This window comes from Arthrobacter phoenicis, assembly GCF_047238215.1.
Classification (GTDB): Bacteria; Actinomycetota; Actinomycetes; order Actinomycetales; family Micrococcaceae; genus Arthrobacter.
The window spans coordinates 3,298,993-3,323,099 of the sequence record NZ_JBDFMK010000001.1; the positions used below are offsets into that span (position 1 = coordinate 3,298,993).

The 24,107-nt window shown below is 68.2% G+C and carries 17 protein-coding genes and 2 tRNA genes; 15 read left to right on the forward strand and 4 right to left on the reverse strand.

Going from position 1 to position 24,107, the window contains the following annotated elements:
• Nucleotides 1-6: 6 nt before the first annotated feature.
• Nucleotides 7-77: transfer RNA gene (locus ABC337_RS15630), tRNA-Gly, on the reverse strand.
• 131 nt (nucleotides 78-208) lie between these two features.
• On the opposite strand from ABC337_RS15630, the gene ABC337_RS15635 reads away from it, so the two are divergent.
• From ABC337_RS15635 to ABC337_RS15670, 8 genes are all read left to right on the forward strand, one after another.
• A tRNA-Pro gene (locus ABC337_RS15635) sits at nucleotides 209-283 on the forward strand.
• A gap of 68 nt (nucleotides 284-351) precedes the next feature.
• Nucleotides 352-1,743, forward strand: coding sequence for a trigger factor (gene tig, locus ABC337_RS15640; RefSeq protein WP_412883171.1), 1,392 nt, complete (start codon nucleotides 352-354; stop codon nucleotides 1,741-1,743).
• 244 nt (nucleotides 1,744-1,987) lie between these two features.
• Entirely contained in the window at nucleotides 1,988-2,593 is a 606-nt protein-coding gene (locus ABC337_RS15645; RefSeq protein WP_290257881.1) for an ATP-dependent Clp protease proteolytic subunit, read from the forward strand.
• Nucleotides 2,594-2,631: 38 nt separating this feature from the next.
• On the forward strand, nucleotides 2,632-3,291 hold the full coding sequence (locus ABC337_RS15650) for an ATP-dependent Clp protease proteolytic subunit (RefSeq protein ID WP_056738346.1): 660 nt from the start codon (nucleotides 2,632-2,634) through the stop codon (nucleotides 3,289-3,291).
• Nucleotides 3,292-3,500: 209 nt separating this feature from the next.
• Nucleotides 3,501-4,781: an ATP-dependent Clp protease ATP-binding subunit ClpX gene (clpX, locus tag ABC337_RS15655; RefSeq protein WP_290257608.1), complete on the forward strand. Its 1,281-nt coding sequence runs from the start codon at nucleotides 3,501-3,503 to the stop codon at nucleotides 4,779-4,781.
• 94 nt (nucleotides 4,782-4,875) lie between these two features.
• Nucleotides 4,876-5,496 (forward strand): mycothiol-dependent nitroreductase Rv2466c family protein, encoded by a 621-nt coding sequence (locus ABC337_RS15660; RefSeq protein WP_412883170.1) that lies wholly within the window; start codon nucleotides 4,876-4,878, stop codon nucleotides 5,494-5,496.
• Between the two features lie 399 nt (nucleotides 5,497-5,895).
• Nucleotides 5,896-7,758, forward strand: coding sequence for a glycoside hydrolase family 15 protein (locus ABC337_RS15665; RefSeq protein WP_412883169.1), 1,863 nt, complete (start codon nucleotides 5,896-5,898; stop codon nucleotides 7,756-7,758).
• Nucleotides 7,759-7,815: 57 nt separating this feature from the next.
• Nucleotides 7,816-8,112 (forward strand): putative quinol monooxygenase, encoded by a 297-nt coding sequence (locus ABC337_RS15670; protein ID WP_364135176.1) that lies wholly within the window; start codon nucleotides 7,816-7,818, stop codon nucleotides 8,110-8,112.
• A gap of 74 nt (nucleotides 8,113-8,186) precedes the next feature.
• Here the strand turns inward: ABC337_RS15670 and valS are convergent, their stop codons facing one another.
• Nucleotides 8,187-10,874 (reverse strand): valine--tRNA ligase, encoded by a 2,688-nt coding sequence (valS, locus tag ABC337_RS15675; RefSeq protein ID WP_412883168.1) that lies wholly within the window; start codon nucleotides 10,872-10,874, stop codon nucleotides 8,187-8,189.
• A gap of 53 nt (nucleotides 10,875-10,927) precedes the next feature.
• On the opposite strand from valS, the gene ABC337_RS15680 reads away from it, so the two are divergent.
• Nucleotides 10,928-11,305: a DUF488 domain-containing protein gene (locus ABC337_RS15680; protein ID WP_412883167.1), complete on the forward strand. Its 378-nt coding sequence runs from the start codon at nucleotides 10,928-10,930 to the stop codon at nucleotides 11,303-11,305.
• A gap of 30 nt (nucleotides 11,306-11,335) precedes the next feature.
• Nucleotides 11,336-12,106: an SDR family oxidoreductase gene (locus ABC337_RS15685; protein WP_412883166.1), complete on the forward strand. Its 771-nt coding sequence runs from the start codon at nucleotides 11,336-11,338 to the stop codon at nucleotides 12,104-12,106.
• 65 nt (nucleotides 12,107-12,171) lie between these two features.
• Here the strand turns inward: ABC337_RS15685 and ABC337_RS15690 are convergent, their stop codons facing one another.
• Nucleotides 12,172-13,248 carry an endonuclease/exonuclease/phosphatase family protein gene (locus ABC337_RS15690; RefSeq protein ID WP_412883165.1) on the reverse strand — a complete coding sequence of 359 codons (1,077 nt, stop codon included), beginning with the start codon at nucleotides 13,246-13,248 and terminating at the stop codon, nucleotides 12,172-12,174.
• Between the two features lie 402 nt (nucleotides 13,249-13,650).
• Here ABC337_RS15690 and ileS point away from each other — a divergent pair, with 402 nt between their 5' ends.
• From ileS to ndk, 4 genes are read left to right on the forward strand one after another with little or no spacing between them, the layout of a single operon-like run.
• Nucleotides 13,651-17,007: an isoleucine--tRNA ligase gene (gene ileS, locus ABC337_RS15695; protein WP_412883164.1), complete on the forward strand. Its 3,357-nt coding sequence runs from the start codon at nucleotides 13,651-13,653 to the stop codon at nucleotides 17,005-17,007.
• A gap of 3 nt (nucleotides 17,008-17,010) precedes the next feature.
• Nucleotides 17,011-18,369: a bifunctional folylpolyglutamate synthase/dihydrofolate synthase gene (locus tag ABC337_RS15700; protein WP_412883163.1), complete on the forward strand. Its 1,359-nt coding sequence runs from the start codon at nucleotides 17,011-17,013 to the stop codon at nucleotides 18,367-18,369.
• A 3-nt stretch (nucleotides 18,370-18,372) separates the two neighbouring features.
• On the forward strand, nucleotides 18,373-18,816 hold the full coding sequence (locus tag ABC337_RS15705) for a DUF4233 domain-containing protein (RefSeq protein WP_364135196.1): 444 nt from the start codon (nucleotides 18,373-18,375) through the stop codon (nucleotides 18,814-18,816).
• A gap of 37 nt (nucleotides 18,817-18,853) precedes the next feature.
• The gene (ndk, locus tag ABC337_RS15710; protein ID WP_290257619.1) at nucleotides 18,854-19,267 is read left to right on the forward strand and encodes a nucleoside-diphosphate kinase; all 414 of its coding nucleotides are present in this window, start codon (nucleotides 18,854-18,856) and stop codon (nucleotides 19,265-19,267) included.
• 85 nt (nucleotides 19,268-19,352) lie between these two features.
• On the opposite strand, the gene ABC337_RS15715 is transcribed toward ndk, so the two are convergent.
• Complete coding sequence (locus ABC337_RS15715; protein WP_412883162.1) at nucleotides 19,353-20,024, reverse strand: vitamin K epoxide reductase family protein; 672 nt, start codon at nucleotides 20,022-20,024, stop codon at nucleotides 19,353-19,355.
• Nucleotides 20,025-20,583: 559 nt separating this feature from the next.
• Here ABC337_RS15715 and ABC337_RS15720 point away from each other — a divergent pair.
• Nucleotides 20,584-24,060 (forward strand): Rne/Rng family ribonuclease, encoded by a 3,477-nt coding sequence (locus ABC337_RS15720; RefSeq protein ID WP_412883161.1) that lies wholly within the window; start codon nucleotides 20,584-20,586, stop codon nucleotides 24,058-24,060.
• The last annotated feature ends 47 nt before the right edge of the window (nucleotides 24,061-24,107 follow it).

The following is a 24,107-nucleotide window of genomic DNA, read 5'->3' on the forward strand; positions in this document are numbered from 1 at the left end:
TTGGAGAGGGGACGACGGGAATCGAACCCGCGTAATCAGTTTGGAAGACTGAGGCTTTACCATTAAGCTACGTCCCCGGGACTATGCTGGAATTCCAGCAGAACTTCCGGTCGGCTGTTCAAGCCGGATACAACTAAACCCAATGCAGCCCCACAGTGTCAAATGTGCAAATGGCCACACGATGACCTTAGACTGTTCTGTGCACTTACGGGGTGTAGCTCAGCTTGGCTAGAGCGCCTGCTTTGGGAGCAGGAAGTCGCAGGTTCAAATCCTGTCACCCCGACTCTGCAGCAACTGCCGGTCATCGGCGTTGCAGACCCACAATCCCCCAAAACCAGGAGTACTTAGACTGTGAAGAGCGCCGTCGAGAACCTCACCCCTACGCGGGTCAAGCTCAATGTTGAGGTCCCGTTTGAGGAACTGCAGCCCAGCATCGCCGAGGCGTACAAGAGCGTTGCTTCCCAGATTCAGGTACCCGGCTTCCGCAAGGGCAAGGTCCCTTCCAAGCTGATCGACCAGCGCGTCGGCCGCGGCTACGTCCTGGAAACCGCCATCAACGAGGGCCTCAACGGCTGGTACCAGGCCGCCGTCCAGGAGACCGGTATCCGCCCGCTGAGCCGTCCCGAGGTCGAGATCACCGAGGTGCCGGACCCATCCGCCACCGACGGCGAGCTGAAGTTCCACGCCGAGGTTGACATCCGTCCCGAGATCGAGCTGCCGGACTACGCCGGCATCAAGGTCGAGGTTGCCGCCGCCGAGTCCTCCGAGGCCGACGTCGACAAGGCCCTGGACGAGCTGCGCGGCCGCTTCGGCACGCTGAAGAGTGTTGACCGCCCGGCCGCCGACGGCGACTTCCTGACCATCGACATCACCGCCAGCATCGAGGGTTCCGAGGTTGATTCGGCCTCCGGCCTGTCCTACCAGGTTGGCGCCGGCACCATGCTCGAGGGCCTGGACGAGGCTGTCACCGGCCTCAGTGCCGACGAAGACGCCATCTTCGACACCACCCTGGTGGGTGGCGACCACGCCGGCGAAGCCGCCCAGGTGAAGGTCGTCGTGAAGGCCGTCAAGGAGCGCGAGCTCCCCGAGGCCAACGACGACTTCGCCCAGCTGGCCTCCGAGTTCGACACCCTGGCCGAGCTCCGCGAGGACCTCGCCAAGCAGGCCGCCGACTCCAAGACCGTCGAGCAGGGCGTCGAGGCCCGCGACAAGGTCCTGGACAAGCTCGTCGAAATGATCGAGGTCCCGGTTCCCGAGTCCGTCGTCGAAGAGCAGCTCGAGCAGCACTTCAGCGCCGAGAACAACCACGGTGAAGGCGAGCACGACACCGAGGAGCACCGCGCCGAGGTCAAGGCCAACACCGAGCGTGCCTTCCAGAACGAGATCATCCTTGACGCCATCGCCGAAAAGGAAGAGGTCAACGTCACTCAGAACGAGCTGATCGACTACATCGTCACCACGGCCAGCCAGTACGGCATGGACCCGAACCAGTTCGCCCAGATCATCGATCAGAGCGGCCAGGTCCCGATGATGGTCTCCGAGGTCCGCCGCCGCAAGGCCCTGGCCGTCGTGCTGGGCCAGGCCGAGGTCACCGATTCCGAGGGCAACAAGGTTGACCTGAGCGAGTTCGTCCGCCCCGGCGGCGAAGAGTCCTCCTTCGAGGAAGCTCCGGCCGAGGAAGCGTCCTCCGAGGAAGCCACCGATGCTCCCAAGAATGACGACCCGGCGGCAGTGAAGTTCTAGCCCGCCCGGCACCCTGAGCAGTGCCCGCACCCCCGGATCACCGATCCGGGGGTGCGGCTTTTAAGCCGCAGACGAACCCGGCGGCCCAATCGTGCGCCGTCAGCGAACAGCCCGCCACGCCGGCACAATGCGGCAGGGAAAACGGTTAGTGTCCATGTAGGAAAGTTCAGTGGAGCCACCCCACGGCACCACCGTCGCCAGCGAGAGGTAAGTACACATGTCACAGCAAGCAGGGGCACCCCGGATGGCTACCGTCGATCCCGCGGCCCAGGATAACTACATTTACAACCGCCTGCTGAAAGAGCGCATCATCTGGCTCGGCTCCGAGGTCCGCGACGAGAACGCCAACGCGATCTGCTCCCAGCTGCTGCTCCTCTCGGCGGAGAACCCCGAAAAGGACATCTACCTTTACATCAACTCTCCCGGCGGCTCCGTCACCGCAGGCATGGCCATCTACGACACCATGCAGTTCATCCCGAACGACGTCGTCACCGTGGCCACCGGCCTCGCCGCCTCGATGGGCCAGTTCCTGCTCAGCTCCGGCACCAAGGGCAAGCGCTACGCCACCCCGAACGCCCGCATCCTGATGCACCAGCCCTCCGGCGGCATCGGCGGCACCGCCTCGGACATCAAGATCCAGGCCGAACTGATCCTGCACATGAAGAAGGTCATGGCCGAACTGACGGCCGAGCAGACCGGCCAGACCGTGGAGACCATCCTCAAGGACAACGACCGTGACAAGTGGTTCACGGCGACCGAGGCCCTCGAATACGGCTTCTTCGACAAGATCGCGGCCCACGCCGGGTCCGTGGCCGGCGGCGGCGGAACCAACGCCGACAGCGGCAAGTAACCGGCACGCAGACAGAACCGACTCCAGGAGCAATGAACATGAACTACAACTTCGGATCGACTGCCGGAAACCTGCCCAGCAGCCGCTACGTGCTGCCGCAGTTTGAGGAGCGCACCCCTTACGGCTTCAAGCGCCAGGACCCGTACACCAAGCTCTTCGAGGACCGCATCATCTTCCTCGGTGTCCAGGTGGACGACGCCTCGGCCGACGACATCATGGCCCAGCTGCTGGTCCTCGAGTCGACGGACCCGGACCGCGACATCACCCTCTACATCAACTCCCCGGGCGGTTCCTTTACCGCCATGACGGCGATCTACGACACCATGCAGTACATCCGCCCGGAGATCCAGACGGTCTGCCTCGGCCAGGCCGCCAGCGCCGCCGCGGTGCTGCTGGCCGCCGGTACGCCGGGCAAGCGCCTGGCACTGCCGAACGCCCGCGTGCTGATCCACCAGCCGGCGCTTTCCGGCGGCCAGGGCGGACAGGCCTCCGACCTGGAGATCCAGGCCGCCGAGGTCATGCGCATGCGCTCCTGGCTGGAGGACACGCTGGCCAAGCACTCGGGCCGGACCTCCGAGCAGGTCAACAACGACATCGAGCGCGACAAGATCCTCACGGCCGCCGAGGCCATGAGCTACGGCCTGATCGACCAGGTCCTCGACTCGCGCAAGATCAAGCCGCAGGCGCTGACCAAGTAACCTTGGCAGCTTCACAGCAGTAGACGACGCCGGTTCGGCCCGTGGAAACGGGGTGAACCGGCGTCTTCTTTCCACCCAACAGGCCCAAAGTGACCTACAGTGGAATATGTCACGGCCGTCCCGTTCCGGGCCGGCGGTGATTTCAAAATGGGTGCCACGCTGCACGGAGGCATGACCCGGCCGGCAGCAAGATACAAAGGGGTTCACATATGGCTCGGATTGGCGAGAGCACCGATCTGCTGAAGTGCTCGTTCTGCGGAAAGAGCCAGAAGCAGGTCCGCAAGCTCATTGCCGGGCCCGGCGTCTACATCTGCGACGAGTGCATCGAACTCTGCAACGAGATCATCGAAGAAGAACTCGCCGAAGTCGCCGACCTGGGCAGCTTTGAACTGCCCAAGCCCCGGGAAATCTTTGACTTCCTGCAGGAATACGTCATCGGCCAGGAACCCGCCAAGCGTTCCCTCGCCGTCGCGGTCTACAACCACTACAAGCGCATCCAGGCAGGCCACGCCCCTAAGAGCGGCGCCCTGGCCGAGGGCGGCCACCACGACGACGTGGAGATCGCCAAGTCCAACATCCTGCTGATTGGCCCCACCGGCTGCGGCAAGACCTACCTGGCCCAGACCCTGGCCCGGCGCCTGAACGTCCCGTTCGCCGTCGCCGACGCCACCGCCCTGACCGAGGCCGGCTACGTCGGTGAGGACGTCGAGAACATCCTGCTCAAGCTGATCCAGGCTGCGGACTATGACGTCAAGAAGGCCGAACAGGGCATCATCTACATCGACGAGATCGACAAGATCTCGCGCAAGAGCGAGAACCCCTCCATCACCCGGGACGTCTCCGGCGAAGGCGTCCAGCAGGCGCTGCTGAAGATCCTCGAAGGCACGGTAGCCTCCGTCCCCCCGCAGGGCGGCCGCAAGCACCCGCACCAGGAATTCATCCAGATCGACACCACCAACGTGCTCTTCATCGTCGCCGGCGCCTTCGCCGGCCTCGAGGAGATCATCGGGTCCCGGTCCGGCCGGAAGGGCATCGGCTTCGGAGCCCCGCTGAACGAGGTCAAGGACAACGCCGACTCCTACGGCGAGGTCATGCCGGAGGATCTCCTCAAGTTCGGCCTGATCCCCGAATTCATCGGCCGCCTCCCGGTCATCACCACGGTCTCCAACCTGGACCGCCCGGCCCTGATCCAGATCCTGTCCACGCCCAAGAACGCCCTGGTCAAGCAGTACCAGAAGATGTTCCAGCTCGACGGCGTGGAACTGGTCTTCGAGGACGAAGCACTGGACATGATCGCGGACCAGGCTTTGGAACGCGGCACCGGCGCCCGCGGCCTGCGCGCCATCATGGAGGAAGTCCTCCTGCCGGTGATGTTCGACCTGCCCAGCCGCGACGACGTCGCCACCGTGGTGATCACCGAGGACGTCGTGGCCAAGAAGGCCGAACCCACGATGATTCCGCACGACGTGAAGCGTCGTAAGTCCGCCTGATTCCTTGCCGTAACGGCAAGAACCCGGAATAAATCCGCGCCTCTCTCTGCTGTGCCCTGAGACGCCTGTCAGCTTCCCAACAAGGAGAATTCACGTGCCTGAGAACACCGCCACGAACAAGGCCGACTTCTGGTTTGACCCGATGTGCCCCTTCGCCTGGGTCACCTCCCGCTGGATTTCCGAGGTGGAAACCGTCCGGAGCATCTCGACCGAGTGGCACGTCATGAGCCTCGCCGTCCTGAACGAGGGCCGGGACGAACTGCCTGCCGAGTACAAGGAATTCCTGACCAAGGCATGGGCCCCGGTCCGGGTGATCGTGGCCGCGGCGCAGAAGCACGGCGAGCAGTACATCAAGCCGCTCTACGATGCCATGGGCACCAAGATCCACAACGAGGGCAACAAGGACATCGCCGAGGTCATTGCGAAGTCCCTGTCCGAGGTCGGCCTCCCGGCTGAGCTCGCCGCGGCCGGCGACAGCGACGAGTTCGACGCCGAACTCCGGGCCAGCCACGAGTCCGGGATCTCCCTGGTGGGCCAGGACGTCGGCACCCCGGTGGTCGCCATCAACGGCACCGCGTTCTTCGGTCCGGTCCTGACCCGCATTCCCCGCGGCGAGGACGCCGGCAAGCTCTGGGACGCCTCCGTGGGCCTGGCCTCTTACCCGTACTTCTTCGAACTCAAGCGCAGCCGCACCGAAAGCCCCGTCTTCGACTAGGCACCGGACCCCGCCACGGCGGGACCACAGGGCGCCGCCGGAACTACCACGCTGTAGTTCCCGCGGCGCCCTTGTGCATCCCCGGGGACGGGAGAACAATGATTAATACCCACCCCGCAAGGGGAGGGACGCAGGAACCAAAGATTCAGTGACACTCATCCGACGCAGCCTTCGGCATAGTCAGATGATGGCTACCAGTGACGAGGTAGGAAGACCTGAAACTCCAAGGATCCCGCCAGATTGCCTAAGACGTCACGTGGTGATCGAAAAAAGTCGAAGCCCCACCAACCGCAAAAAGCTGATGGGGCTTCCCCTTTGCCCAAAAGCAGCTTTGCCCAAAAACAGCTTTGCCCAAAAACAGCCTAAAAACTCCCGCCTCACCGGAGGACAGACCGGGACATGAGCAACCAGCCCATCGCCGACTACGCGCTGCTCTCCGACTGCCGGTCCGCGGCCCTGGTCAGTGCCGCCGGTTCCGTGGACTGGCTGTGCTTTCCGCGCTTTGACAGTCCCTCCGTCTTCGGCCGGATTCTCGGAGAGAGCGCCGGTCACTGGTCGGTGCGTGCCGGGGGCGTGCGCGGGAGTTCCCGGCGGTACCTGGGACCGTCGATGGTCATGGAGACCCGGCACCGGACCGATGACGGCGACCTGACCGTCACCGACGCCCTTGTCCTGGGTAGCGGCCGCCGCGGCCACGACCTTGGCGACGGCTCGCCCGGCACCCTGCTGCGGAGCCTGGCCTGCACGCGGGGGAGCGTGGACGTGGAGTTCGAGTGCGCGCCGCGGCCCGGCTACGGCCTCCTCGAACCGGTCCTGCGCGGCGTGCCCGGCGGCCTGCTGATTACTGCTGGCGGCGAGGCGTTCACGCTGTCCTCCCCGGTGGCGCTGGAGCACGACGGCGGGACGGCGTCCGCCACGTTCCGGCTGCGGGCCGGCGAGAGCGTGGCGTTCGCCCTGCACCAAGCGACAACCGGCGGGGAGGACCCCGTGTTCTGGGACCAGGCGGAGATGGACCGCAGGCTCGCGGACACCCTCGAGGGCTGGACCAGTTGGTCCGGTATCCACCAGAACTACCGAGGGCCCTGGCAGGACCTGGTGGCCGGCAGCGGGAGGGTGCTGCAGGCGCTGAGCTACTACCCGTCGGGAGCGATCGTGGCGGCGCCCACCACCTCGCTGCCGGAGGTTGCCGGGGGCACCCGGAACTGGGACTACCGCTACACCTGGGTGCGGGACGCCAGCATGACGCTCCAGGCGCTGTGGGTGGCCGCCTGCCCGGACGAGGCCGGTACGTTCTTCCAGTTCCTGGCCACCGCCGCCGCCCGGCAGCTGGCCGCAGGGGAAGACCTCCACATCATGTACGGCATCGGCGGCGAACGGGAACTCCCGGAACGGGAGCTCAGCCACCTGCCCGGCTGGCGTGGCAGCGTACCCGTCCGGGTGGGCAACGGCGCGTGGGACCAGCGGCAGCTGGACGTTTACGGGGAGCTGCCGGACGCGGCCGCCACGATGCGGGATTCCGTGGCGGAACTGGCACCGGAGACCCTTCGCTTCCTGGCCGACGCCGCCGACGTCGCCGCGGCCCGGTGGCGGAGCCCGGACCAGGGCATCTGGGAAGTCCGGGGCGAACCACGGCACTTCCTGTATTCGAAGCTGATGTGCTGGGTGGCAGTGGACCGCGCCATCGGCCTGGCCGCCCTGCTGCGGGCCACGGACCGGGTGCCGGGCTGGACGGCGGCCCGGGAGGAGATCAGGGAATCGATCTGCACCCACGGCTGGAATGAGGCGGCCGGCGCGTACACGCAGTCCTACGGCGCAGCGGAGCTGGATGCCTCCGCGCTGATGCTGGGCATCGTGGGTTTCCTGGAGGGGACGGACCCGCGGTTCCTGTCGACCGTGGAGGCTGTGGAGCAACGTCTCACCGATTCCCGCGGGCTGGTCTACCGCTACCGCGCCGACGACGGCCTCCCCGGCGGCGAGGGCGCATTCCTGCTCTGCACCTTTTGGCTGGCCCACGCACTGGCCCTGGCCGGGCGGACGGAGCGCGCCCGGGAGGTCTTCGAGCGCGCCGCCGGCTTCGCCACCGACCTGGGGCTGATGGCGGAGGAGGTAGCCCCGGACGGCCCGGAACTGCTGGGCAACTTTCCGCAGGCCTTCAGCCACATCGGACTGGTGAATGCTGCCTGGGCCATCGGCGAGGCTGAGCGGCGGAGCCGGGAGGAGAATGCCGGGGGAGGCGACGGCGGGGAACAAGCGCCGCGCTGATGCGGTTGGCCCCTATGACAGCATCCCCCGGGATGTCCCGCGACCATTGGAGCGACATTGGCTATCACCGCACATCTGGACCTGACCCTGAAGACCGAAGTCCTCGACACCGCCCCCGACGTCCTGCGCGAGACGCTGGCCGACACCCGCGCCTTCGACGGCTGCCTCGGCGTCGACGTCCTGGTCGAGCGGGAAAATCCCACGCACGTCCTCGTCGTCGAACGCTGGGCCTCCATGGAACAGGACGCCGCCTACCGTGCCTGGCGCGCCACCGAGGAAGGCGCCAGCGGCCTCGGCGCCCTGCTGGCCGCCCCGCCGACGCTGACGCACTTCGAGACCTCGTTCGAGGCCTGAGCGCTTCACGCAACCACAAGGGCCCCCTTCCGGCATCTGCCGGGCGGGGGCCCTAGTCGTGAGGCGCAGCGGGACTACGCCTGGGTGGGCGCTTCCACGGGAGCGTCCGCCGGGGCCAGGACGACGTCGCTGACCGCCAGTTCGCCGTCGCCGGCCACCAGCGTCAGCTCACGGGCGTTCGCGGCGGCCTTCAGGTCGCCCAGTCCGGCACGGAGCTGCTGGACCAGGGATTCCGAGCCGGTGATGGCCGCGGAGAGCACCTCGGTGCGCTGCTTGACCTTCGCCTCGGACTTGGCCTTGCGGATGCCGCCCAGGGCCGCGCCGACGGTGGACAGCAACGTGGTGTCGCCGTCGACCTCCACGGCGGCGGGCCACTGCGCCCGGTGCACGGAGTCCTTCCGCCACCAGCTCCAGACTTCCTCCGTGGCGAAGGGCAGGAACGGGGCGAAGAGCCGCAGCAAGGTGTCCAGGCTGGTGGCGAGGGCGGCCAGCACGGAGGCCTGCTGCTCCGCCCCGGCGGCACCGTAGGCGCGGTCCTTGATCAGTTCCACGTAGTCGTCGGTGAAGTGCCAGAAGAAGCTCTCGGTGATCTGCAGGGCACGGGCGTAGTCGTAGGCCTCGAAGGCCTTCGTCGCCTGGGCCACCACGTCGGCCAGCTGCGCCAGCACGCCGCGGTCCAAGGGATTGATCAAGGGGCCCGACGCGGGCGTTTTTTCCGCGTTGGGTCGATCAATCCCGGGGTTCGTCAGGACGGACAGGTCCCCGGAAAGCACCGAGTCCTCGGTGGCACCGAGGTTCAGGACGAACTTGGAGGCGTTGAGCAGCTTGATCGCCAGGCGGCGGCCGATCTTCATCTGCGCGATCTCGTAGGCGGTATCCGCGCCGAGCTTGGCCGAGGCGGCCCAGTAGCGGACCGCGTCCGAGCCGTACTCGTTGAGCACATCGGTCGGAACAATCACGTTGCCCTTGGACTTGGACATCTTCTTCCGGTCCGGGTCCAGGATCCAGCCGGAAATCGCGGCGTGCTTCCACGGCGCCACGCCCTGCAGGGCGTCGGCACGGACCGCGGAGGAGAACAGCCAGGTCCGGATGATGTCGTGGCCCTGCGGGCGCACGTCGAACGGGAAGACCTTCGAGAAGAGCGCCTCGTCGGTGCTCCACCCGCCCACGATCTGCGGGGTCAGCGATGACGTGGCCCAGGTGTCCAGGACATCGGCGTCGCCGGTGAAACCGCCCGGAACGTCGCGCTGGGCTTCCTCGAAGCCGGGAGCGGCATCCGCGGCGGGGTCCACCGAGAGCTGCTCATCGGCGGGCAGGATCGGAGCGTCGTAGTCCGGGTTGCCGTCGGCGTCCAGCGGGTACCAGACCGGCACCGGCACGCCGAAGAAGCGCTGGCGGGAGACCAGCCAGTCACCGTTCAGGCCGGTGATCCAGTTCTCGTACCGGGAGCGCATGAACGCGGGGTGGAAGTCGATCTCCTTGCCGCGGCCAATCAGGCGTTCGCGGCGGTCCTCGGCGCGCCCGCCGTTGCGGATGTACCACTGGCGGGAGGTGACGACCTCGAGGGGCTTGTCGCCCTTTTCGAAGAAGTTGACCGGGTGCATGATCTTCTTCGGTTCGCCGTCGAGCAGGTCCGCGGCGGCCAGCAACTCCACCACGCCCTCCTTGGCGCTGAAGACGGTCTTGCCGGCGATCGCGGCGAACGCCTCGCGGCCCTCCTCGGTGGTGATCCAGTCCGGGGTCTCGCCCACAATGCGGCCGTCGCGGCCCACGATTGCACGCGTGGGCAGCTGCAGCTCACGCCACCAGGTGACGTCGGTGAGGTCACCGAAGGTGCAGACCATGGCGATGCCGGAGCCCTTGTCCGCCTTGGCCAGCGGGTGGGCCTTGACCTCCACCTCGACGCCGAAGACGGGGGAGGTGACCTTGGTGCCGAAAAGCGGCTGGTAGCGCTCGTCGTCGGGGTTCGCCACCAGTGCGGCGCAGGCGGCCAGCAGTTCGGGGCGGGTGGTTTCGATGTAGATCTTCTCGCCGGATTCGGTGAAGAACGGGTAGCGGTAGTAGGCGCCGGCGACCTCGCGGTCCTCCAGTTCGGCCTGGGCCACCGCGGTGCGGAAGGTGACGTCCCACAGGGTGGGGGCTTCGGCCATGTACGCGTCGCCGGCGGCCAGGTTGGCCAGGAACGCCCGCTGGGAGATGGCACGGGACTTATCGTCAATGGTCCGGTAGGTCAGGTCCCAGTCGACGGACAGGCCCAGGGTCTGGAAGAGGTTCTCAAATACCTTCTCGTCCTCGACGGCGAGTTCCTCGCAGAGCTCGATGAAGTTCCGGCGCGAGACGACGTCGAAGTCGCGCTGGTTCTTGGCCGGCTCGGCCGGGGGACGGTAGTTGGCGTCGTAGGGGATGGCCGGATCGCAGCGCACGCCATAGTAGTTCTGCACGCGCCGCTCGGTGGGCAGGCCATTGTCGTCCCAGCCCATCGGGTAGAAGACGTTCTTGCCGGTCATCCGCTGGTAGCGGGCCAGGACGTCGGTCTGCGTGTAGGAGAACATGTGTCCCACGTGCAGCGAACCCGACGCGGTGGGCGGGGGAGTGTCGATCGAGTAGACCTGCTCCCGGGTGGTGTCCGGGTTGAACTTGTAGGTTCCTTCATCGAGCCAGCGCCGGGTGAGCGACGCCTCCAGCCCCTCGAGGGCGGGCTTGTCCGGAACGTTGGTGGGGGCGGTGGTGGGCGTGTCTGTACCCTGCGTGTCTTCAGCCATGGGGCAATTCTTCCATCTTTTTGCTCCGGACCCGGCAGGAAGGCCCCAGTAGCATGCACCGTGTGGAGGAAACCGCCGGAACCTTTGTCACCAAACGCATCTATGACCCGCCCGGGGACGAGGACGGCTACCGGGTCCTGGTGGACCGGCTCTGGCCGCGCGGCGTCAGCAAGGAGCGGGCGCAGCTGGACCTGTGGCTCAAGGACGTGGCCCCGTCGGGGCCGCTGCGTACCGGGTTCGCGCACATGCAGGAACGCTTCGAGGACTTCCGGTCCGCCTACGAGGTGGAGCTTGCGGAGAACCCGGCGGTGGAGACCCTGCGCCGGATCGGGACCGACCACGCCCGCGTGACCCTGCTGTTCGGGGCAAGGGATGTGGAAACCAACCACGCCCGGGTGCTGTTGGAGTTCCTCCAGCGCGGTGGCCGCTAACCGCCGCCCGATTCCGATTAGGGTGGTGCCATGACTGAGGGAACCACCAACACAGCAGCAGCCAAAGCCGCCGTCGTCACCGGCGCCAGCACCGGAATCGGGCAGGCCACGGTCCGTGCGCTCCGCCGGGAAGGGTGGACCGTGTTCGCCGTCGCCCGCCGCGCCGACCGCCTGGACGCCCTCGCGGCGGAAACCGGCGCCGTCGCGCTGGTCGCGGACGTGACCGACGACGACGCCGTCGCCCGCCTGGTCGAGGAGGTCACCCGCGGAGGCGGCATTGACACCCTCATCAACGTCGCCGGCGGAGCCCGCGGGGCGGACAGGATTGCCGACGGCAAGACCGAGGACTGGCAGTGGATGTACGAGGTCAACGTCCTCGGCACCCTCAAGCTGACCCGCGCCTTCCTGCCGATGCTCCGCGCCTGCGGCGAAGGCACCGTCCTGAACCTGACTTCCACCGCCGGGCTCTCCGCCTATGAGGGCGGCGGCGGGTACAACGCGGCCAAGTTCGGCCAGCACGCCCTCACCGGGGCGCTCCGCCTGGAGGAGGCGGAACACAACCTCCGCGTGATCGAGGTGGCCCCCGGCATGGTGCAGACGGAGGAGTTCTCCCTTAACCGGCTCGGAGACAAGGGTGCCGCGGACAAGGTCTACGCCGGGGTCGAGAAGCCGCTGACGGCCGACGACGTCGCCGACGTGGTCCGCTACGCGGTGACCGCCCCGCACCACGTGAACCTGGACCAGATCATCATCCGGCCGGTGGCGCAGGCGTCCAACTTCAAGGTGATCCGCAAGGGCTGACCGGCTGCTCTTGGCCGGTCCGGCGACCCAGCCCGCCTTTTAGCCTGGCAACCCAGTCCGGCGGCTTAGCCCGACGCCGGGACGGTGAGCGTGGCCATCACGGCCGCGTGATCCGTCCCGGGCACCCGGTGCACCCCGTAATCCCTGCTGCCAATCGAGGGGCCCGTCAGTAGATGGTCCAGCGTGGTGCCCGGCAGCGGCAGATCCATCGGCCAGGTGGGTATCAGACGAGCACCCTGGGCGGTTGCCACGTCCACCAACGGGTGCGCTGCGGCGGCGGAGACCAAGTGCCGGAACTCCGCGTGGTCGTACCCTGCGTTGAAGTCGCCCAGCAGAAGCAGCGGTGCTTGCTGCCCGCCGGCGCCGGAGGCTGCCGCATCTGCTCCGGCAGCGGACTCGGGCAGCCTGCCGAGGGCCGCCAGCTCTTTGCGCCACTGGCCCAGCCCGCCGTCCACCGGCGCCCGGGTATGCACGTTCGTTACCTCCAGGACGGCGGCGCCGCCGTCCGGGGCAGGAAGCTCCAGCCTCGCCGAGACCATGGGGAACCGGGTCCCGGCAAGGGTTCCGCTGGATTGCAGCGGGACGCGGGAGTACAGCGCCGCGCCGGAGGCGTCCTTGGCGGGGGCGCTGATCCGGTAGGGCAGCTCGCCGGTGATGCCCGCTGCCTCCAGCCGCTGTTCCAGGGCGGGGGTGTACTCCTGGAGCGCCAGCAGCCCCACGCCGTGGTCCCGGACCAGCCGGACGATCTCCCCGGCGTCGGCCCGGCCCAGCTTCGCGTTGACGCTCATCGTCACCAGCTCCGCTCCCGTGCCCTCCGCTGGCGGCAACGGACGGGCGTGGCCGGTCGGGACCAGCCACGCCGCCTGCAAGGCCAGGAGCGCCGCGGCCGCGCCGGCCGCCATCGGACGGCGTGCCGCCACCGCACAGAGCACCGAGAAGCCGGCCGGAACCACCAGCCAGGGCGTGAAGGACAGCAGCTGCACCACCGTTTCCGGCCACGGCAGATCCACGGCGCGGCACACGGACAGCCCCGCCACCGGTAACCCCAGCAGTCCCGCCGCAGCCAGCGAGCGCCGGCGCGGCACCACCGCGGCCCGGGCAGTCCCGGACAACCGGTCGGCAACGCCGTGAGGGAGGCCCATTCCCCGAGTGTAAGCAGGCCCGGGGCCCGGGGCGAGGGTTCAGCAGGACGGGATCCGTTTGTATCCCGGGCCGTCGGCCCGTCCGGGCGCGGCGGACACCGGCCCCTTTCCGGTACCATCGAACTAACAGCGTCGACCCGGCCATCACCGGTGAGCTTCCGGAAGAACACTCCGGCGCGGACCCCACGGTCCGCGCGGTGCCAGTAGAACCGGACGGGTAAGCCCGTCACAGCAGTCAACGAGCGGCCGGCAGCGGTGCGCGTTCCACCCCCGCGGGGTGGTCCGGGCCCGGAGCCGGTAAGTGAGGTGGTACCGCGGTGCCGGTGTTGTTCCGACAGCACAGGAGCCGTCCTCGCATCCTGAATGAATCCCGTTGTTCACAGCTCAACCCAGGATGTCGAGATGACCCATTACCCCAAGGCCTCAGCCGCACCCTCCGACGCCGGCACGGCTTCCAACGCCGCAGGCGTGTCCGCCTCCGTGAAGTTCCCGGAGATCGAGGAGCGCATCCTCAAGTACTGGGACCAGGACGGCACGTTCCAGGCGAGCATCGACCAGCGGGACGCGGGTAAGGACGGCTCCAACGAATTCGTCTTCTACGACGGCCCTCCCTTCGCCAACGGCCTCCCGCACTACGGCCACCTGCTGACCGGGTACGCCAAGGACCTGGTGGGCCGCTACCAGACCCAGCGCGGCCGCCGCGTCGAGCGCCGCTTCGGCTGGGACACCCACGGCCTGCCCGCCGAGCTCGAAGCGATGAAGCAGCTGGGCATGACGGACAAGACCCAGATCGAGGCCATGGGCATCGACAAGTTCAACGACGCCTGCCGCGCCTCGGTGATGAAGTACGCCGACGAGTGGAAGAGCTACGTCACCCGCCAGGCGCGCTGGGTGGACTTCGAGAACGACTACAAGACGCTCAACGTCGAATACATGGAGTCCGTCCTCTGGGCCTTCAAGCAGCTGCACGAGAAGGGCCTGACCTACAACGGCTACCGGGTCCTGCCGTACTGCTGGAAGGACGAGACGCCGCTGTCCAACCACGAGCTGCGGATGGACGACGACGTCTACAAGAACCGCCAGGACCAGACCGTCACCGTGACCTTCCCGATCACGGCGGGGGAGTCGGAGCTCTCGAAGCAGCTCGCCGGCGTCCAGGCGCTCGCCTGGACCACCACGCCCTGGACCCTGCCCACCAACCTGGCGCTCGCCGTCGGACCCGCCATCACCTACGTGGTGCTGCCCGCCGGTCCGCACGGGATCAAGGCTGCCTCCGACGACGCCCCCGTCACCGGATCCTTCCTGCTCGCTGCAGACCTCCTCGGCGCCTACGCCAAGGACCTGGGCTACGGCGACGGCGCCGAGGGGGCCGCCGCGGCCGAGGCCGCCGTCGTCTCCCGCCACCTCGGCACCGAACTCGAGGGCCTGACGTACGAGCCGCTCTGGGACTACTTCGCCGACGCCGAGAAGTACGGCACCGAGAACGGCTGGCGTTTCCTCGTGGCCGACTACGTCACCACCACCGACGGCACCGGCATCGTCCACCAGGCCCCGGCCTACGGTGAAGACGACCAGAAGGTCTGTGAAGAGGCCGGCATCCCCGTGGTCCTCTCCGTCGACGAAGGCGCGAAGTTCCTGCCCCTCTTCGGCCACGGACCCCTCGCCGCGATCGCCGGGCTGCAGGTCTTCGAGGCCAACAAGCCCATCACCCAGGTGCTCCGCGCCGAGGGCCGCCTGGTCCGCCAGGCCAGCTACGAGCACTCCTACCCGCACTGCTGGCGCTGCCGGAACCCGCTGATCTACCGCGCCGTCTCCTCCTGGTACGTCGAGGTCACAAAGTTCAAGGACCGCATGTCCGAGCTGAACCAGGAGATCAACTGGATCCCGGGCAACGTCAAGGACGGCCAGTTCGGCAAGTGGCTGGCCAACGCCCGCGACTGGTCGATCAGCCGCAACCGCTACTGGGGCAGCCCCATCCCGGTCTGGCAGTCCAGCGACCCGGACTACCCGCGCACCGACGTCTACGGCTCACTCGCCGAGATCGAGGCCGATTTCGGCCGGCTGCCGCTGAACAACGACGGCCAGGTGGACCTGCACCGTCCGTTCATCGACGAGCTGACCCGCCCGAACCCGGACGACCCGCGCACCCCCGAAGAGGGCCAGTCCGTGATGCGCCGCGTCGAGGACGTCCTGGACGTCTGGTTCGACTCCGGCTCCATGCCCTACGGCCAGGTGCACTACCCGTTCCAGAACGAGGAATGGTTCGACACCCACAACCCGGCGGACTTCATCGTCGAGTACATCGGCCAGACCCGCGGCTGGTTCTACATGCTGCACATCCTCTCCACCGCGCTGTTCGACCGCCCGGCTTTCCGCAACGTCATCAGCCACGGCATCGTCCTCGGCTCCGACGGGCAGAAGATGTCCAAGAGCCTGCGCAACTACCCGGATGTCTCCGAGGTCCTGGACCGCGACGGCTCCGACGCGATGCGCTGGTTCCTGATGTCCAGCCCCATCCTGCGCGGCGGCAACCTGGTGGTCACCGAACAGGGCATCCGCGACGGCGTCCGCCAGGTCATCCTGCCGCTGTGGAACGTGTACAGCTTCTTCACCCTGTACACGAACGCTTCGAACGCAGTGGATGGAACAGCTGCAGGCTACGACGCGAAACTCCGCTACGCCGGCTACGCCGACACCCTGGACCAATACCTGATGGCCAACACCGGCGACCTGGTCCGCAGCATGACCGAACAGCTGGACAGCTACGACATTTCCGGCGCCTGCGACGAACTGCGCGGCTACCTGGACATGCTCACCAACTGGTACGTCCGGCGCAGCCGCACGCGGTTCTTCGACGAGAACACCGACGCCTTCGACGCGCTCTACACCGCGCTGGAGACCGTCTGCCGCGTCGCCGCACCACTGCTGCCGCTGATCTCCGAGGAGATCTGGCGCGGCCTCACCGGCGGGCGCTCCGTGCACTTGGCCGACTGGCCGGACGCGGGCCTGTTCCCCGCCAACGCCGGACTCGTGGAGGCAATGGACCGCGTGCAGCAGATCTGCTCCACCGGCTCCTCGCTGCGCAAGGCCGCGAACCTGCGGGTACGCCTGCCGCTACAGGAACTCACCGTCGTCGCCCCCGGGGCGGACACCCTGGCGGGCTTCGCCGCCGTCGTTGCCGACGAGCTGAACCTGCGCTCCGTCCGCGTGCTCGACGCCGACGCCGCCTCCCCGGAGGAGTTCGGCATCGAACAGAAGCTGGTGGTCAACGCCCGCGCCGCCGGTCCGCGCCTCGGCAAGAACGTCCAGCAGGCCATCAAGGGCTCCAAGTCCGGCGACTGGTCCGTGAACGACGCCGGCGTGGTCACCGCCGGCGGCCTCGAACTCGAGCCGCATGAATACACCCTGGAAACCGTCGTGGCCGAGGCCGCGGCCGGGGAGGGATCACGGGCGGCGGCCGTCCTGCCCGGCGGCGGCTTCGTGGTCCTCAACACCGAGGTCACGCCCGAACTGGAGGCCGAGGGCACCGCCCGCGACCTGGTCCGCGCCATCCAGCAGGCCCGCAAGGACGCTGGGCTGAACGTCAGCGACCGCATCCGCACCACCGTCACCGCGCCCGCGGCCGTCGTCGAGGCGCTGCAGGCGCACGCCGGCCTGGTCAAGACCGAGACGCTCAGCGTGGACCTGGACACCGTCCCCGCAGACGTCAAGGAACCGCAGGTCAGCGTCGAAAAAGTCACCGTTGAAGCAGGGGCATAATCCATGAGCGACGAATTTTCGGTCGAGAGCGTCTACGCCGAACTGCTGGGCCGGGCGCCGGAGAACAAGATGGAACCCCGGCTGGCGCCGCTGCGCCGGGCGATGGACATCCTGGGGGAGCCGAACAAGGCCTTTCCGATCATCCACGTCACCGGCACCAACGGTAAGACCTCCACGGCACGGATGATCGAGGCGGGGCTGCGGGCCCACGGCCTGAGCACCGGCCGGTACACCAGCCCGCACCTGTCCAAGGTCACCGAGCGGATCAGCATCGACGGCGAACCGGTCTCCGATGAGACCTTCGTCCGGATCTGGGATGAGATCCGGCCGTATCTGGAGATCGTGGACAACGAACTCACCGCGGAGGGCCAGCCCCGGCTGACCTACTTCGAATGCCTCACCATCCTGGGCTTCGCGGTCTTCGCGGACCAGCCGGTGAACGTGGCCGTGATCGAGGTGGGCCTGGGCGGCATCACCGACGCCACCAACGTCGGCGACGGCCTCGTCTCCGTCATCACCCCGATCTCCCTGGACCACACGGACCTCCTGGGCGACACCACCGAGGACATCGCGCACGAGAAGGCCGGAATCATCAAGCCCGGCGGCTTCCTGGTCAGCGCCGCCCAGCCGGTGGACGCCGCCCAGGTGCTCCTGGAGAAGGCCAAAGAGGTGGGCGTGCCGTTCCGCTTCGAGGGCGTCGAGTTCGGCGTCGAGTCCCGCACCGTGGCCGTGGGCGGCCAGATGGTCACCATCCAGGGGCTCGCGGACCGGTACGAGGACCTGCTGGTGCCGCTGCACGGCGCCCACCAGGCCGAGAACGCCGCCGTCGCCGTCGCCGCCCTGGAGGCGTTCTTCGGGGCGGACAAGCCGCTGAACCCCGAGGTGCTGCAGGAGGCCTTCGCCGCCGTCACCTCCCCGGGCCGGCTGGAGGTGCTGCGCACCGCCCCGACCATCGTGGTGGACGCCGCACACAACCCGGAGGGCATCCGGGTCTCCGCCGAGGCGCTCCAGGAGGCCTTCAGCTTCAGCAAGCTGGTGGTGGTTCTGGGCATCCTGCAGGAAAAGGACGCCGAGGAAATCCTCCGCCAGCTCAAGGACTCCCTCGAGGACGTCCCGGCCGAGTTCTGCTTCACGCAATCCAACTCGCCGCGGGCCATCCCCGCGGAAGAACTCGGCGAGCTGGCCCTGGACCTGGGCTTCGGCGAGGACATCCTGCACACCGCGGAGAAGCTCGACGACGCCCTCGAATGGGCGGTGGAGCGGGCCGAGTCCAACGACGACCTGGCCGGCGGCGTCCTGGTGACCGGCTCCATCACGCTCGTGGCCGAGGCCCGGATCCTGCTCGGAAAGTCCGAGGCGTAACCGATGGCGAAACTCACCAAGGCCCAGCGCGAGTGGCGCCCGGGCATGCCGAAGAAGCGGCGTTCCACCAAGGTCATGTTCGCCTCCACCGTCCTCCTGCTGGAGGCCTTCGTGGCGCTCTTCGGGACCCTGGCGGTGTTCGGCCTGCGGCGCGGGGAATTTCCTCCCGCGCTGGTCTTCGGGCTCGGCATCGGCCTGGCACTGGTGCTGGCGCTGACCTGCGCGGTGCTGACCAAGCCGTGGGGTGTGGCCCTGGGCTGGGTGCTGCAGCTGGTGCTGATCCTCACCGGTTTCGTGGAACCGACCATGTTCGTGGTGGGCGCCCTGTTCGCCCTCACCTGGTGGTACGGCATCCGCACCGGTATCCGGATCGACCGCGAGGCGGCCCAGCGGGACCGGGAGCAGGCGGCCTGGGAGGCCGCCAACCCGGAGACCCCGAGCAACTAGACTTGTCCCAAACCCACCCCAACACATTGGAGCAGCTGTGAGCATCGAGCGCACCCTAGTCCTGGTCAAGCCCGACGGCGTCGCCCGCAACCTGACGGGCAGCATCATCGCCCGGATCGAAGCCAAGGGCTACACCCTGGCCGAGCTGAAGAAGGTCAACGCCACCCGCGAACTCCTCGAGCAGCACTACGAAGAGCACGTCGGCAAGCCCTTCTACGAGCCGCTGGTCGAATTCATGCTCAGCGGCCCCGTGGTCGCGGCGATTTTCGAGGGCCACCGCGTGATCGAGGGCTTCCGTTCGCTCGCAGGCACCACCGACCCGACGACGGCGGCTCCGGGAACCATCCGTGGCGACTTCGGCCGCGACTGGGGCGTCAAGGTCCAGCAGAACCTGGTCCACGGCTCCGACTCGGTGGAGTCCGCCGAGCGCGAGATCAAGATCTGGTTCTAGGCTCTCCGCCCCCGTGGGGGCGTTAAAAAGCCGGGGCCGGTGTTCGCTATCGAACACCGGCCCCGGCTTTTCGCGTTGCGCCAGCTTAGTAGCCGGACGTGCCGACGAAGACCTGGATGAAGGCGAAGAAGATCGTGGCGACGACGGCGATGTAGAGCAGGGCGGTCAGGATCCAGCCGGACTCGCCCAGGATGCGGGTGGCGCCGGCGGGCATCGGAATGACGCCGTGGGTGATGTTGCGGACGGTCACCCAGACGAAGAGCGGAATCATGGCCGCCCAGACGATCATGCAGAACGGGCAGAGGATGTGGATCGAGTACAGCGCCTGCGACCACAGCCACACCACGAAGGCGAAGCCCAGCGTCACGCCGGTCTGCAGCCCGAGCCAGTACCAGCGGGCGAAGCGGGCGCCGGACAGGAGCCCCATGCCGGTGGTGATGATCACGGCGAACGCCACGATGCCGATGAACATGTTCGGGAATCCGAAGAGTGAGCTCTGCCAGGTCTGCATCACCTGGCCGCAGGAAATCCAGGGGTTGACGTCGCAGACGGTGACGTGGCTGGGGTCCTTGAGGACGGCGAGCTTCTCCAGCACCAGGGCGCCGGAGGCGAGCCAGCCGACGACGCCGGTGATCACCAGCAGCCAGCCAAACGGCCGCGGCCGGGTCATCGACGGAACCTGCCGGTCCGCTTCGGCCGGTCCGTTGTCCCGTGCCGGGGTGGCCACGTCGTCAGGGGCGTGGGAGATGCTGGGCATGGATCGTTCGTCCTTTGCGTCGGTTCTCTGTGCTGGGTCTTCGAAAGTCAGGTTCTCGGTGCTCAGGTCCGCCGTGCGCGCAGCTCTGGCTGCGGAACGGCGTGCTACGGCAGATTCTATCGCCGGAGGCTGGACGAATCCCGGGTTCCGGGTCCGATCGCCTCCCGCTTACCGGTGGTTCGGTGTCATGTGCGTCCGGGATGTGCGGCCTAAGCCAGCATTTCCGACTGCTGTGAGACAATGAAGCTGGCTGGGACGTGAACCACATTCGCGCTTCAGTCCGGCGACTTTGAATTCAAGACCGCCAATGAGGAGCAGGGATCTTCCCGGGTCTGATGATCCGGTTTTCCCGCAATGCCATTGGACGGCACCTGGTTGTGATGCATCGATCAACGGGTTCGCAGCGAAGCCGCCGGCCCTCCAGGGCTGCCGCACCCCAATGCCGGTGCGAACCTGAGGGTATTCAATTGACTTCTGTCAATGCCTGCGGGTGTTGACAAATATATGCCCCCAGGGCGCCGGATGTGGCGGCGCATCAGGGGCAGGAGCGTGGCCACATATGGATAATGAACAGCTGGAAACGGGCAACGACGAAGCAACGGTTTCCGACGCCCCCATGACCGACGGCGTAACCGCCACCGAGGTGCCGGAGAAGCCCAAACGGGCCCCGCGCACCCGCAAGAAGGCGGCCCCCAAGGCCGAAGCGGCCGCACCGGTCGGCGACGCCGCCGACGCCGCGGCCCCCGCCGCGGACGCCGAAGCAGCCGCTGCCGATGCAGACAACAGCGTCACGGCCGTGGCCGCGGCTGCCGGGGATCCGGTAGCGGAGAAGGCCCCGGCGCGCCGGACCCGTACCCGTCGCCAGGCCGCCCCGAAGGCAGCCGCCGCACCCGAGGCTGACGCCGCGGACGAAGCCCCCGCCCTCCTCACCGTCTCCGAGGCCGTGGCGCCCGCCGACGTGCCGGCCGAGGCCGAGACCGATGTCCCGCGCAAGCCGGTCCGCCGCCGGGCCAGCCGCGCCAAGGCAGCCCCCGCCGAGGTGCCTGCAGAAACCGCACCGGAGGCCGGCGCCACCGACGAGGCGCCCACGGCCGATCATGCCGTTGCCGCCCAGGACGCTCCCGCCGTCGCCACCGAAACCCCCGCCGAGGCGGCCCCGGCAGCGGAGGCCCCCGCGGAGGAAGCTCAGGAAACCGAAACGCCGTCGCTGTTCCTCGCCCCCGGCGCCGTCACCTCAATGCTCTTCCAGGCCCCGGACCTCACCGCCGTCGTCCGTCCGGCCCCCGCCCCGGTTGCTGCCGCTGCCGAGGACGCTGACACCGATGAAGACGACGAGGACGACGAGCAGGGCAACCGCCGCCGTCGCCGCAGCCGAGGCCGCCGTGGCCGCAGCCGGGTCGCCGAGGCCGACACCGACGCCGAGCCTGGCGACGAGGACGCCGAGGAGGGCCGCGAAGCCGCACTGGAGGACGGCGTGACGTCCCGCCGCCGCCGTCGGCGCCGTCGCGGTGACCAGGACCTCGAACTGACCGGCGGCAGCGACGACGACCCGCCCAACACCGTCACCCGGGTCCGTGCCCCGCGCACCGTCAGCGACGCGCCCGTCAGCAACCGCGTCACCTCGGTTAAGGGCTCCACCCGGCTGGAGGCGAAGAAGCAGCGCCGCCGCGAGTCCCGCGACACCGGCCGCCGCCGCACCGTCATCACCGAGGCGGAGTTCCTGGCCCGCCGCGAATCCGTTGACCGGCAGATGATCGTGCGCCAGCGCGATGACAGAATCCAGATCGGCGTCCTCGAAGACGGCGTCCTGGCCGAGCACTTCGTGTCCAAGACCCAGCAGGACTCCCTGATTGGCAACGTCTATCTGGGCCGTGTCCAGAACGTGCTGCCCTCCATGGAGGCGGCCTTCGTCGACATCGGACGCGGCCGCAACGCCGTGCTGTACGCCGGCGAGGTCAACTGGGACGCCGTCAACCTCGAGGGCAAGCAGCGCCGGATCGAGAACGCGCTCAAGTCCGGCGACTCCGTTTTGGTCCAGGTCACCAAGGACCCCGTGGGCCACAAGGGCGCCCGGCTGACCAGCCAGATCTCCCTGCCCGGCCGCTACCTCGTGTACGTGCCCGGCGGCTCCATGACCGGCATCTCCCGCAAGCTGCCCGACGTCGAACGCAACCGCCTCAAGCGCATCCTCAAGGACCGCTTGCCGGAAGACGCCGGCGTGATCGTCCGCACCGCGGCCGAGGGAGCCTCGGAAGAGGAACTGACGCATGACATCAACCGTCTGCGCGCCCAGTGGGAAGGCATCGAAAGCCAGGCCACGTCCACCAAGATCCTCGCCCCGGAGCTCCTCTATGGCGAACCTGACCTGACCATCAAGGTGGTCCGCGACGTGTTCAACGAGGACTTCTCCAAGCTGATCGTCTCCGGAGAGGAGGCCTGGGACACCATCGAGGCCTACGTCACTTACGTGGCGCCGGACCTGGTGGGCAGGCTCGAGAAGTGGACCAAGGACACGGACATCTTCTCCGCCTGGCGCATCGATGAGCAGATCCACAAGGCTCTGGAGCGCAAGGTCTTCCTGCCTTCCGGCGGCTCCCTCGTGATCGACCGCACCGAGGCCATGACCGTGGTGGACGTCAACACCGGCAAGTTCACCGGCAGCGGCGGCAACCTCGAGGAAACCGTCACCAAGAACAACCTGGAAGCGGCCGAGGAAGTCGTCCGCCAGCTGCGCCTCCGCGACATCGGCGGCATCATCGTGATCGACTTCATCGACATGGTGCTGGAATCCAACCGCGACCTCGTGCTGCGCCGCATGGTGGAGTGCCTGGGCCGGGACCGGACCAAGCACCAGGTCGCCGAGGTTACCTCGCTGGGCCTGGTGCAGATGACCCGCAAGCGGATGGGCACCGGCCTGCTGGAAGTCTTCGGCGAGCAGTGCGAGGCCTGCGCCGGCCGAGGCGTCGTCACGCACGACGAGCCGGTCGAGCACCGCCGCGCCAACACCGTCGCCGCGGAACACCACGTTCCGCGCACCGAGCAGCAGCCCGCCGCCCGCAACGAGCGCAAGCGCCGCCGCGGCAAGGGCGGCCAGGGCACCGAGGTCCAGCAGCAGGCACCGGCTGCCGGACACCACGAGCCCACCGAGGCCGAGCGGCACGCCAAGGCAGAAGCTACCCGGGCCGCGCTGGCAAACATCGCGGCGGCGGCCCACGCGGCCCACCTGCACGACGGCGACGCCACCTCAGCGCCCGACGCCGAGACCCGGCAGGCGGCCCTTGACGCCGCCGTCGAGCTGGCCTCCACCGAGGAAGCAGCCGGCCGTCCCGCCGCCGTGCTGACCTTCGGCGGCGAGCAGGTGGCCCTGCCCTTCGTCGAGCACGCCGAGCAGGCGCCGCAGCCGGCCCTGACCCTGGACCTGCTGACCGAGGCGTTCGCCAACCTGGGCGACTCGGACTCGCGGAACCGCCAGTCCGGGACCACGGAGACCGCGGCCCGCGAGGCCGCCCCGTCCGTGGAAGCGCCGGCTGTGGAGGCACGGTCCGTGGAAGCCCCTGCCCCGGAGGCTGAGGTACCCGCCGAGGCTCCGGCCGCCGGTCGGTCTGCTGACCAGTCCCGGGCAACCCGGGGCCGGGGACGTGCCCGCACGGCCCGGATCCAGCCGCCGAACGCCCGCAACCGCGCGGCCGAGCCCGAAGCGCGCCGGGAACCCGCCCCGCAGCAGGCTCCCAAGCAGGACACCCGGCAGCAGGAGGCTCCGAAGACGGCCGCACCGGTGGCGGCCCCCGTCGCCGCCCGCACCCCCGCGGCTGCGGAACCGGTCACCGGTCAGCGCCGTCCGCGGCGGCACCGCAGCGCCAGCCGTGCCCAGGGGGCGGCCAACGAGACCGCCGTCGAGCAGCACCGGCAGGCCTCGAGCGCGTCCGGCCAGGGCTCGGTCCACGAGGCCAAGGCACCGGAAACGGTCAAGCCCGTGGTCAAGGACAACGGCGGCCCGATCATCCTCGGCGTCGGCGTACCGGCCTCGGAGCTGTAACCGCTCCGCCGCCGCACCACTCGGTACCGCTCCGTACCACTCGCGGG